The following is a 10,618-nucleotide window of genomic DNA, read 5'->3' as shown; positions in this document are numbered from 1 at the left end:
GGCGCGGAGCGGAAGGGCTGTGAGGCAGGTCAAAACGGCGGGGCATTGCTGCGAGGTGAGGGAAGGTCTTCGCCCGTGGCAGCGACCACAAGCTCGGCCGCATCATCCGCCCACCGGATGCCCTTCCAATGGCTGCGGCCCTTGATAGGCCCACGCTCTAATCCGGCCTTAACCATGCCGTCGCCGAAATTCTTCATGTTCCAAAGCGCGCGGCCCTCCTGATCGCACCATTTTTCGTAAACGTCATATGCGGCCTTGACCGAAATCCGGCCGTTCACGTCCGGCACCGTCATCTGATCAAGGAATGTGCGCACCGGGTCCGCGCCCTCGAAGACCGTTGACTTGATGTGTTCCATTGCCTCGGGAGGGTCGATTTCCTCGCCCCGGGCCACGAAGTCGCGATAGCCGTCAATCGCCCAATTCAGGATGCCAGAGGCCTCGCGTTGAAGCGCGGCCATCACGTCCGAGGGCTTCCGGCGTTGCTCGACCGGCAGCTTTCGTAATTCGACCTCGAAGGGGATAATCACCAGCCGCCGCCGCGACCCGCCGTCCGCATCCTTGATCTTCGGCATTTTGTTGCACGAAATGAACGGAATGGCGTTCGGCCGCCAGTCGAAAGGCTCATTGTGCAGGGCGCGGGATTGCCGAATGTCGCACCCGGTCAAGCCCTTGATCTTCGTCATATCGAGGATTTGCGTGGGCTTCGGTTCCGTCGCCAGAAGCACGCGCGCGCCGGGCAGCTTCACTTCATCCGGGTTTGCCGCGTTCGACATGAGGTTGCCAAGGTCCAGGAACATTTCCACCCGGCAGGTTGCGGAATATCCGTCGCGGTCCCCGAAGACCATTGCCAGCGCGTTTTGAAAGGTCGATTTTCCGTTGCCGCCCGAGGCGCCGCGCATCAAGACGGCGATCTGCGCCGCGTCACAGCCCCGCAAGGCGGCGCCGACGATCCGCTTCACGCAGGCGCGAATGGCCGCATCCGGCAGGATCAATTCCATGAAGGCTTCCCATTCCGGGCATTTTGCGGCCGGGTCATAGGGCACGCCCGCGACCCGTGACGGCAGCTTTGCGCGGTCGACTGGCCGCAACCATGACCGCCGCGCGGCCAATTCCTCGGCATCATCGCAGGCTTCGGGGCGATCCCATGCGGCCACCGCCTTAAGGTCGATCTGGCCATTCGGCACCACGAAGGCGTGCGGGTCCGCACGCGCCCGCTCAGCGGCGGCGAGCCGGGCGGGTGAAGTCGTTAACTTGTGGCCGGAGAGATCCGCGCGGGCGTGACGCTAGAGAGCGATCAATGCCAGAGCCTCGCGTCTCCCCGCCAGATAGCCGCCATCACCATAGCTCGGGCGGTCATACTTGTGCCCCAGAATGTCAGCCCTAACCCGATCATCAACCCTGGCGGCAAGCAGGGCGTTCTCAACGTAATGCCGTAGCGAATAGGCCGTGTGTTCTGGCGTTTGCTTCAGCCCATTGTTGCGCAGATATTTGTTGACCAGATTTGACCAGCTTCCGGCCTTGTGCCGGTACTTCTGAACCCCGCCCCGGGCGACGATCCGGCGCGCGGCATCCAGGGACACCCCCAGAAGCGGAATGTCGCGCCGCGTGTGCTGGACCTTCAATTGCCGTCCGTTTGGCGCGACCCGATGGAACGGGATTTCGGCACCAATGCAGAAATCGGAAAGCGGTGCATCGGTGATCTCGGACGGCCGCAGCCCCGTGTTGACCATCATAAGCAGCACGTCCGCCGCCTCAGCGTTCAGGCTCGACAGCGCCCCGGCCGCGAGGAGCTTGCCGGACACCCATTCGCGCGAGAATGCGGGCACCTCGCGCTCGCTTCCGCCTTCAAGGTGCAACTTCGCGAACGGGTTGGTCAGGTCCAGCCCCTTAAGCTCTGTCCAGGTCGAGAACATTTCCGAAAGGTGCCCAAAGTCCTTGTTCGCGCTTCCGGCCTGCATCCCGGCCTCCACGCGATCAGACCACCATTTGCGAAACGTCAGGGCGTCGGCTCGCGTGATTTCGTCAACGCGCATCGGAATGGGTTTCTTGTCCGCGCCCTTTGCGGCCACAACATCAAGGAAATGCGCAACCGCGCGATCCCGGGGGAGGCGCCATTTGCGCTTCTGCATTTCGGATTTTTGAAGGTGCCGTGTCGCGGTCATGTCGAAGTATTCCGCCGCCATCTGTTGAAGGTCCGGCAGCGCTTCGGGAACCTGCCCGGTGAGGGCGTCTTGCGTCATGGGGCTGACAAGGCCGCCGTCAGATCTGGCAAGGGCCAGAACGCGCGCAACCAGATCACTCACATCACCGTCAACAAGCTTCGCCATCGGCACATAGGCGAAGCCATGTGCGGCCGCGATCTGGCAGGCCGCTTCGTAATGCACGCGGGCGGCGGCGCTGTCCCCGGCCTCTAGTGCGGCCCATTCCGCCATGCGCTGCGCCTCGACCTGCGGAGCCTTCCGGCGCGCTTCGCGCTCGCTATCCGTGTGCAGCGCAACGCGCACCTGCGAGACCGGCTTGCCGTCTGCGCCCAGCACAATCCCGAGGAACCGTTTCGGAACCCGCTTGACCCAATAGTATCGCCCGCGATCCTTCGTAATGCCCACGCGTCCCCCGCAGCCAGATCGGCGGCGAGGCGCGAGAGTGGACGGGCTTTTACCGGAAGATTGCGACAAGACCGGCAGCCGCCTCGACCCAGCCTTGCGCCAGAGCCGCCATAAAACAGAACCCTGCCGCAAAAATCGCGGCTTCCGTCACGCGTGCCAGCATCCCCGCCTTGCGCCCGCCATTCGCTGGCGGTGGGGGGCAGAATGCCCGCCGACCCGCAAGCGGGATGACTTCGGCGCACCTGACGTTGCGGATATTGTTGCGGGATTTTGCGGAGGACCGCAAGTCGCCGTCTCGCCTGATTTCAGTATTGTGTTGAAATATAAGGATATTTTTTGACCGAACATCAGCCTTTCGGCGATAGAGTGGCGGAGAGACAGGGATTCGAACCCTGGGACCCCGCAAAGGGTCAACGGTTTTCGAGACCGCCCCGTTCGACCGCTCCGGCACCTCTCCGCATCGGTGGTCTTTGGTGAGCCGGGGTTTAGCGTGCCGCGCCATGGCTTGCAACCGGTTTTTCCACTTTGCCTTGGCCTTTGGGAGCGAATTCGATGTAAGGAAATGAGAACGGCCGCGGTCTTGCATGCGGCGCCTCAATTTCGGTTCACCGTCATGTCTCTGAACTCCCGTCTGACATGCCTGTTGTTTGGCTGTTGGGCCCTCGTCGCCGGGCCTGCTTTGGCCGATCCGGTCCGCATTGCGCATCTGTTGCGGGTGCAGGACCTGTTCCCGATCCTGCAGAAGGAGGGCGGCACCTATGGGAGTGATCTGCTGAAGGAAATGTCGGGAATGGATCCCGACGCGGCCTGGGGTGCAGAGGTGGCGAAGATCCACGACCCGGAACAGCTGATGCCGGCCTTTCGGGAGGATTTTGGCCGCGCGCTCACGGGGGCCGATGAACCGGCGATCGAGGCATGGCTGGATACGCCTCTTGGTCGGCGTGTCGTCGGGCTGGAGCTGCAGACGCGCGAAGCGCTGCTCGACCCGGCCCTGGAAGACCGCGCCATTCAGGCGGCTGAGGAGGCCGATGCGGCCGACGATCCGCGGCTGGCCGCCGTGCGTCGTGTCATCGCCGCCTCTGATCTCGTCGAGACCAACGTGATCGGCGGGCTCAATGCCAATCTGGCATTCTACCGGGCCATGGCTGCGGGCAATGCTTTCCCCTACGAGGTGACCGAGGCCGATATGCTCGCCGATGTCGCGGCGCAAGAAGAGGATATTCGCGCCGATGTCACCGCCTGGCTGGAGGGGTATCTCTTCGCGGCCTACGGTGCGCTCAGCCTCGACGAACTGCAGCAGCTGGCGCAGTTCAATGCCTCCGCGGCGGGGCAGGAGCTGCTGCGGGCGGAATTCACCGCCTTCGACCGGATCTACGAATCGACCTCCGCCGCTTTGGGCGCGGCTCTCGCCCGGCGGTTGACCTCGGCCGATCTCTGAGCACCGGTCGCGCCGGATCGCGTTTGGTAAACACGGCGTGACACTGATTTGAACCGGAATTCAACCGCCCCTCCGGGCAGGGCCCGGAGCGGCAATCTGTGCTGGCCGAAACCGGAGGCCGTTTTCGAACTGCCTGTTCACGCGGCATCGGGCGGCCCGGGCCGCTCCCCAAACCGGGCATTGATCGTGCCGCTCCAGCCCATAGATGTCGTCTCACAGGCAACGGCCTGCAGCTTGCGACCGCAGGCTGATCCAGAGGTCGATCCAGTGCGGAAGGAGTTCCGCCCGGTCTCGAAAGGAGAAAGAGAATGAAACGGATTCTGATGGCAGCGAGCGCCTTGGTTGTGGTCGGTGGAGCCGCCTTCGCGGGTGGCTATACCGCTCCGGTGACCGAGGCTCCGGTTCCGACCCCTGTCGCCCCGATGCCCGCGGCGAATGCCAACTGGGATGGCTTCTATCTCGGTGCTCAGCTGGGCTACGGCGACCCGAATGGTGAGCTGAAGACCGATGGCGCCTTCGGCGGCCTGCATGCGGGCTACATGAAGGATTATGGCAGCTGGGTTCTGGGCGGCGAGCTGGCCACCTCGGCCGCAGACATGAAGACCCGCGATGTCGGCAAGGTGAAGAACTTCACCGATCTGAAGGTCCTTGCAGGTATCCCCTCCGGCAAGTGGCTGACCTACGGTACCCTGGGCGCGTCCTACATCAAGGGCGACCTGAACGGCGAGAGCATCTCGGATACCGTGCCGCTGGTCGGCGTGGGCGTCAAATATCAGGTCAACGACCAGTGGATCGTCGGCGCCGAGGCGGATTACCGCAAGGGCAGCAGCTTCGACGGCACCGATGGCTCGATCAACCTGCCGACCATCGGCGCGACGGCGTCCTACCGGTTCTGATCCGGATTTCATCGGAGAATACCCCATGGCGGCCGGGCGTATCTGCGCCCGGCCGTATTATTTGCGGCATTTGCCCAGTTTTCCGGGCTTCGTCCGGCCGATTTTCGGGGCTGTCGGAAAGGCTGTTGCATAGCGCGGCATTCGCCGTAACGCTGGTTCCCGCTATCTACCCGCGGAGCCCGAAAATGGACGACATAGACCGGCAGATCTGCATGCTTCTGTCGGAGGACGCACGGCAATCGCTTGCGCAACTGGGAGGGCAGGTGGGCCTCTCCACCTCGGCGGTGAACGACCGCCTGCGCCGGCTGATGCAGAGCGGGGCGATCCGGCGCATGCGCGCCGATGTCGACCCTACGGCCGTGGATCAGCCGGTCACGGCCTTTGTCTGGCTGCTGCTGGCCCAGGGCGCAGATGAGGCCCGGTTCCGCTTGGAGATCGGCGCGCTGGCCGAGGTCACCGCCTGCCACCATGTCACCGGCCCCTGGTCGTACCTGATCCAGATCCGCGTCGCGAGCCTCGCCGCGGTGGAGGAGTTCCTGTCGCGGATGAAGGCGGAAGGCTGGGTCGGGCGCTCCGAGACAATGCTGACGCTCACGGCGGTGGTCGAGCCCCCGTTCCGTTTCCGGGGGTAGGGATGGTGTTTCTGAAGGCGGTTCTGCTGGGGCTCGCGGTCGCGGCGCCTCTCGGGCCGATCGGGGCATTGTGTATCCGGCGCACGCTCGCACATGGGTTCCGCGCCGGTCTGGCCGGGGGCTTCGGCACCGCTGTCGCGGATGCGGCCTATGCCGCTGCGGCGGCGGCCGGTCTCGCGGCATTTTCGGGCGCGCTGGCGGCGGTGAGCGGGCCCGCGATGGGGCTCGGCGACCTCGCGCTCCTCGCGCTGGCCTGGCGCGGCTGGCCGCGCGCGGCCGCAGCGATCCGCCCGGCCGAAGCGCCAGACAGCCGCAGCGCCGCCGCCACCGCCGCGACGACCTTCGCCCTGGCCATCGCGAACCCGGCCATGCTCCTTAGCTTCGCCGCGATCTTCGCAGGGCTGGGCCTGACGGAGGGGCAGGGCGGGGTGGTGGTGCTGGGGGTCTTCACCGGCTCGATGCTCTGGTGGGTGCTGCTGGCGGGGGTGGTCAGCCTGCTGCACCGCAGCCTGCCCCTGGGCTTCGCGCTCTGGGCGGCGCGCGGCTCCAGCCTGATGATGGCGGCCTTCGGCTGCTGGGCGCTGCTCTCAGCCGTCCGGGGGTAAGAGGCCGAGCCCGCGCAGATAGATCCCGATCCCGGATTCGAGCAGGTCCTCCGGCGCATAGGGGGCCTGCGTGCCGGGCGCGCGGGCATAGAGCTCCACCACGCCGTGGCTCATGGCCCGGATATGGGCCGCGACCATGGAGGCGGGCGGGCGCCGCCCCTCGGGGATATGGCGCGAAAGCGCCTCGGTCGCGCGCAGGATCACCCGCTCCGCGCGGTCTGCCGCCTGTGCCAGCTCCGGCGAGCGGTTGACCGCGATGCCGCTTTCGAACATCGCGACGTAATGGCCCGGGAACTTGCGCGCGAAGGCCAGATAGGCCCGCCCCGTCGCGCCGAAGGCCGCAAGCGCCGAGGGCTGGCCGCCGCTCCAGGCATGCTCCATCACGTCGCCGAAGATCAGAAACCCCTGCCGGGCGCATTCCGCGATCAGATCCTCGCGCCCGGCGAAGTGGCGATACACCGCCGCCGGGGTCACGCCCGCATCCTTCGCCGCTTCGCTCAGGGTGAAGCCGGTGGGCCCGTGCTCTTCGATGCGCTTCAGCGCGGCCTCCACCAGCGCCTGGCGCAGGTTGCCGTGATGGTAGCCCGCCTTCGCCATTCAGCCCGCCTCAGCCATTCAGCACGTCGAGGCCGCCGCAGATGCTGTCGTCGATCTTGCCGATCGTCGCCTTGTCCTTGCGCACATAATCGACCGAGCGCAGGATCGTCTGGATCGCCGCGATCCGGGCGCGGTTCTTGTCGTCGGAGCGGATCACCGTCCAGGGCGCGTGCTTGGTATGCGAGCGCTCCAGCGTTTCGCGGATCGCGGCGGTATAGTCGTCCCAGCGGCGCAGGCCCTCGACGTCGATCTGGCTCAGCTTCCACTGCTTCAGCGGGTCGCGCTCCCGGTCCAGGAAGCGTTTCAGCTGCTCGGCCCGGTCCACCGAGAGCCACAGCTTCACCAGGATCAGCCCCTCATCGACCAGCATCTTCTCGAAATCCGGCACCTGGTCGAAGAAGCGCGTGCGTTGCTGCGGCGTGCAGAAGCCGAAGACATGCTCCACGACGCCGCGGTTGTACCAGGAGCGGTCGAACATCGCGATCTCGCCCGCGGCCGGCAGCCAGTCGACGTAGCGCTGGAAATACCATTGCGTCGCCTCGCGTTCGCTGGGCTTGGGCAGCGCCACCACATAGGCCGCGCGCGGGTTCAGGTTCTCCCGGAGCCGGTCGATGCAGCCGCCCTTTCCGGCGGCATCGCGGCCCTCGAACACCACGGCGAGGCGCTTGCCGGTGGCGCGCAGGTCCCAGAGCATTTTCACCAGCTCGACCTGAAGGCGCTCCATATGCGCCTCATAGTCCTTCTTCTTCATCTCCTCCCGGTAGGGGTAGGATTTCGAGAGGATCTCGTCCTTGCCCGCGCCCTCGATCGCCTTGCGGATCGCATCGGGCGCCTCGCCAAAGAGATAGCGGGTGATATCGCCGACGAAGGGAATTCCCTCCTGCGCGGCCTCTACGACGCTTTCCGGCGGCGTCTCCTCGGTCTTGTCCTTCTTGCCCATCCGCGATCCCCCTGAAGCTCCCCGCACTATAGGGCCGCGCGGGGAGGCTGCAAGCGGCGCTCAGGTCCCGATGCTGGCGAGGTCGTAGGGCGTGCCCTGATAGATCTCGTTGATCCAGTTGCCGTAGAGCAGATGCGCATGGCTGCGCCAGCGGTTCGTCGGCATCCGGGTGGGGTCGTCATCGGGGTAATAGTTCCGCGGCACGTTGATCGCCTTTCCGGCGGCCACGTCGCGGTCGTATTCCTCTTTCAGCGTCGCGGAATCGTATTCGAAGTGGTTGAAGACATAGAGCGCATGGTGGCGGTCGTCCTCGATCAGGCAGGGCCCGGTCTCCGCCGAGGCGATCAGCGTCACCAGCCCGGCGCGGTCCACCTCGTCCTGATGGATCTCGGTCCAGCGGCTCACCGGCACCAGCACGTCATCCGAGAACCCGCGCAGATAGGGTGAGGCCGGCTGCAGGCTCTGATGGCGGAAACAGCCGAAGGCCTTCGCCTCCAGCAGGTGCTTCTGGATGCCATGGAAATGATAGGCCATTGCCATGCCGCCCCAGCACACGCCGAAGGTCGAGAACACATGGCTCTGCGTCCAGTCGAAGATCCGGGTGATCTCGTCCCAGTAGGTGACCTCCTCGAAGGGCATGGTCTCGATCGGCGCGCCGGTGATGATCAGCCCGTCGAATTTCTCGCCCGAGGCCTCGACCTCGGCGAAGGGCCGGTAGAAGGCCTCCATATGCTCGGCGGCGGTGTTGCGGGTCTGATGCTCGGTCATGCGGATCAGCTGGAAGTCGATCTGCAGCGGCGTCGCCCCGATCAGCCGGGCGAACTGGTTCTCCGTCTGGATCTTCTTCGGCATCAGGTTCAGAAGCCCGATCCGCAAGGGCCGGATGTCCTGCATGGCCGCCCGCCCCGGCGACATGACCATGACGCCTTCATTCGTGAGAATGTCGAAGGCGGGCAGGGTCTGGGGCAGGGTGATCGGCATGGATCTTCTCCGGGTTTACGCGGGCAGGGCCGCGGCGATCAGCGATGTAAAGTCTTTTTCATCGCGTACAAGTGCGACATCCTCGGCACGGACCTTGATGCCCCAGTTGCGCGCCATGGCATCATAGCGCGGCTGGCGGTGATCCAGCGCCTGGCGATAGGTCCAGCGCACGAAATCATCCGGGTCGACTTCGGCCTCCGAAAGGGCCCGCTCCGTGCGGTAGCGCGCCCACATCCGCTCGAGGAAGGCAGGCTGATAATACATCGGCTTCGGTGCGCGGTCGAAGCGGCGCACGAGTTCGTCAGTATGGGCCTCCGAGCCTTCGATCCAGACCATCAGCAGATGCGACGACAGCTCCCGCAGGATCGGGTCGTTGCGGTCCTCCGGGTCCACCACCTCGCAGATCGAGCCACCGGAATCGCAGACGAAATGGGGGATGCCGTAAATGTCCTCGGCGCGGTCGATGAAATGCGTGCTGTCGAGGAGCGCGGACGTCTCTGCGATGCGGTGCTGCTCCTGGCGGCGCTGATATTCGGCAAAGGCCAGCCCGCCCCGCTCCGGCTTGCCGGGCTTGCCGAGATAGGTTGAGAGCGGCGCCAGATTGTCGAAGGTGATGTTGGAGGCGATATAGACCGAATCCGACATGAGCAATTCGCGCAGGAACGGGTTTTTCATCGCCTCGCGCTTGAAATTGTCGGCGATGTATTCGCCCATGTAGCGCGTGCCGATCCGGTAATCGACCGAATAGTGGAACCAGCCCGAAGGGGCGGCGCGCAGCATCGAGGCGAGGTAGGTCTTGCCCAGCCCCGACATGCCGAACATCAGCACCCGCCGCCGGTTCGCCGCCAGCCATTCCGCCCTGTTGTAGATCATTCCTGCCCCCGGCTTCCGGTTTTGCCCGCTTTAGCGTGTGGCGGGCAGCGCGTCACGGGGTTTCGGCCCGCCGTTGAGGATCACGAGCCCCGCCGCGATCACCACGAAGCCCAGCAGCTCGGCCACCGTCAGCCGTTCACCAAGCGTGAGCGCCCCGGCGAGGATCGCGATCGGCGGGATGATCAGCGTGACGAGCGAGGTATTTCCGGCCCCGGCGCGCGCCAGGATCCGGAAATACAGCAGATAGGCCGATGCGGTGCAGCCGAGCGTCAGCCACAGCAGCGCCGGGCCGACCTGGCCCAGAGCCGCGGATTGCGGCACGCCCTCGGTCAGGAGCGCGATCGGGATCTGCCAGGCGGCGGCGCCGGTGAGCATGCCTGCGGCGGCCACATCGGGGACGAGCTTGCCCACATTGATCCGGGTGTAGACCGAGCCGAACGCATAACAGACCGAGGAAGCGATGATGGCGAACTGCCCGAGCGAGGTGAGATCCAGCCCGGCAAGTGCCGTCGGCCCGATCGCGGCGATTACGCCGAGAAAGCCCACCGTCACCCCGATCGCCTTGCGCGGCGTCAGCCGTTCGTCGCGCAGGATCAGCGCCGCCACCGCGACGCCAAAGACCGCGGCGCCCGCGTTCAGGATGCCGGTGAGGCCCGAGGGGATGTATTGCTGCCCCCAGGAGATCAGGCTGAACGGCAGTGCGCAGTTGAGCCCGCCGCTGATCAGGAAATGCGGGATAAGCATCGGGTCGCGCGGCACCGGGCGCCGGGCCAGCAAGACCACCAGCCAGATCACCGCCGCGGCGCCCGTCACGCGGACGGCGACGATGCTGAGCGGGCCGATGCCCGCCAGCGCGAAGCGGATGCTGAGGAAGGACGTTCCCCAAAGCAGCGCGAGCACCGCCATCAGGCCCCAGACGGCGGGGGTCATGGATTTTGTCATCGGGGCGGCAGGGGGCATGGCGACTCTCGGCTGGATCTGGCGCGACCCTAGCCGCGGGGGCGGGCTCAGGCCAGATCGATCCTGTATCGCATACAATGGCCGCTGGAA

The 10,618-nt window shown here is 65.6% G+C and carries 11 protein-coding genes, 1 tRNA gene and 1 pseudogene; 5 read left to right on the top strand and 8 right to left on the bottom strand.

Annotated elements, in window-relative coordinates; translation table 11 throughout:
• Positions 1-29: 29 nt before the first annotated feature.
• Both ACOMG5_RS12965 and ACOMG5_RS12960 read right to left on the bottom strand, forming a co-directional pair.
• Positions 30-1,205, bottom strand: a pseudogene (locus ACOMG5_RS12965) (DNA primase family protein); the annotation flags it as partial.
• Between the two features lie 78 nt (positions 1,206-1,283).
• On the bottom strand, positions 1,284-2,606 hold the full coding sequence (locus tag ACOMG5_RS12960; protein WP_420344226.1) for a DUF6538 domain-containing protein: 1,323 nt from the start codon (positions 2,604-2,606) through the stop codon (positions 1,284-1,286).
• Between the two features lie 37 nt (positions 2,607-2,643).
• Here ACOMG5_RS12960 and ACOMG5_RS12955 point away from each other — a divergent pair, with 37 nt between their 5' ends.
• Entirely contained in the window at positions 2,644-2,946 is a 303-nt protein-coding gene (locus ACOMG5_RS12955) for a hypothetical protein (protein WP_420344225.1), read from the top strand.
• A gap of 27 nt (positions 2,947-2,973) precedes the next feature.
• On the opposite strand, the gene ACOMG5_RS12950 is transcribed toward ACOMG5_RS12955, so the two are convergent.
• Positions 2,974-3,063, bottom strand: a tRNA-Ser gene (locus ACOMG5_RS12950).
• Between the two features lie 222 nt (positions 3,064-3,285).
• On the opposite strand from ACOMG5_RS12950, the gene ACOMG5_RS12945 reads away from it, so the two are divergent.
• The 4 genes from ACOMG5_RS12945 to ACOMG5_RS12930 all read left to right on the top strand — a co-directional run bounded on the left by ACOMG5_RS12945 (position 3,286) and on the right by ACOMG5_RS12930 (position 6,177).
• Entirely contained in the window at positions 3,286-4,044 is a 759-nt protein-coding gene (locus ACOMG5_RS12945; RefSeq protein ID WP_420344224.1) for a hypothetical protein, read from the top strand.
• Between the two features lie 308 nt (positions 4,045-4,352).
• On the top strand, positions 4,353-4,940 hold the full coding sequence (locus ACOMG5_RS12940; protein ID WP_420344223.1) for an outer membrane protein: 588 nt from the start codon (positions 4,353-4,355) through the stop codon (positions 4,938-4,940).
• A gap of 185 nt (positions 4,941-5,125) precedes the next feature.
• Positions 5,126-5,572, top strand: coding sequence for an Lrp/AsnC family transcriptional regulator (locus tag ACOMG5_RS12935; RefSeq protein ID WP_420344222.1), 447 nt, complete (start codon positions 5,126-5,128; stop codon positions 5,570-5,572).
• A 2-nt stretch (positions 5,573-5,574) separates the two neighbouring features.
• Positions 5,575-6,177: a LysE family transporter gene (locus ACOMG5_RS12930; RefSeq protein WP_420344221.1), complete on the top strand. Its 603-nt coding sequence runs from the start codon at positions 5,575-5,577 to the stop codon at positions 6,175-6,177.
• Here the strand turns inward: ACOMG5_RS12930 and ACOMG5_RS12925 are convergent.
• The 5 genes from ACOMG5_RS12925 to ACOMG5_RS12905 are packed head-to-tail and all read right to left on the bottom strand — an operon-like array spanning position 6,160 to position 10,498.
• A complete protein-coding gene (locus ACOMG5_RS12925; protein ID WP_420344220.1) occupies positions 6,160-6,774 on the bottom strand; it encodes a TetR/AcrR family transcriptional regulator in 615 nt (204 codons plus the stop codon). The genes ACOMG5_RS12930 and ACOMG5_RS12925 overlap by 18 nt on opposite strands.
• A 10-nt stretch (positions 6,775-6,784) precedes the next feature.
• Positions 6,785-7,714: a polyphosphate kinase 2 gene (gene ppk2, locus ACOMG5_RS12920; protein WP_420344219.1), complete on the bottom strand. Its 930-nt coding sequence runs from the start codon at positions 7,712-7,714 to the stop codon at positions 6,785-6,787.
• Between the two features lie 60 nt (positions 7,715-7,774).
• Positions 7,775-8,695, bottom strand: coding sequence for a homoserine O-succinyltransferase (locus ACOMG5_RS12915; protein WP_420344218.1), 921 nt, complete (start codon positions 8,693-8,695; stop codon positions 7,775-7,777).
• A 15-nt stretch (positions 8,696-8,710) separates the two neighbouring features.
• Positions 8,711-9,568, bottom strand: a complete 858-nt coding sequence (locus ACOMG5_RS12910) for an ATPase (protein ID WP_420344217.1) — start codon at positions 9,566-9,568, stop codon at positions 8,711-8,713.
• 30 nt (positions 9,569-9,598) lie between these two features.
• The gene (locus ACOMG5_RS12905) at positions 9,599-10,498 is read right to left on the bottom strand and encodes a DMT family transporter (RefSeq protein ID WP_420344216.1); all 900 of its coding nucleotides are present in this window, start codon (positions 10,496-10,498) and stop codon (positions 9,599-9,601) included.
• Between the last annotated feature and the right edge of the window lie 120 nt (positions 10,499-10,618).

This window comes from Paenirhodobacter sp. (genome assembly GCF_041916475.1).
Lineage (GTDB): Bacteria > Pseudomonadota > Alphaproteobacteria > Rhodobacterales > Rhodobacteraceae > Rhodobacter.
Note: the sequence above shows the minus strand (reverse complement) of the source record. Positions and strands in the feature narration are given on the sequence as shown.

Bases quoted from the DNA above. Each gene is read 5' to 3' on its own strand.
- ACOMG5_RS12940 (WP_420344223.1), top strand. From the start codon at position 4,353: ATGAAACGGATTCTGATGGCAGCGAGCGCCTTGGTTGTGGTCGGTGGA.
- ACOMG5_RS12935 (WP_420344222.1), top strand. From the start codon at position 5,126: ATGGACGACATAGACCGGCAGATCTGCATGCTTCTGTCGGAGGACGCA.
- ACOMG5_RS12930 (WP_420344221.1), top strand. From the start codon at position 5,575: ATGGTGTTTCTGAAGGCGGTTCTGCTGGGGCTCGCGGTCGCGGCGCCT.
- ACOMG5_RS12925 (WP_420344220.1), bottom strand. From the start codon at position 6,774: ATGGCGAAGGCGGGCTACCATCACGGCAACCTGCGCCAGGCGCTGGTG.
- ppk2 (WP_420344219.1), bottom strand. From the start codon at position 7,714: ATGGGCAAGAAGGACAAGACCGAGGAGACGCCGCCGGAAAGCGTCGTA.
- ACOMG5_RS12915 (WP_420344218.1), bottom strand. From the start codon at position 8,695: ATGCCGATCACCCTGCCCCAGACCCTGCCCGCCTTCGACATTCTCACG.
- ACOMG5_RS12910 (WP_420344217.1), bottom strand. From the start codon at position 9,568: ATGATCTACAACAGGGCGGAATGGCTGGCGGCGAACCGGCGGCGGGTG.
- ACOMG5_RS12905 (WP_420344216.1), bottom strand. From the start codon at position 10,498: ATGACCCCCGCCGTCTGGGGCCTGATGGCGGTGCTCGCGCTGCTTTGG.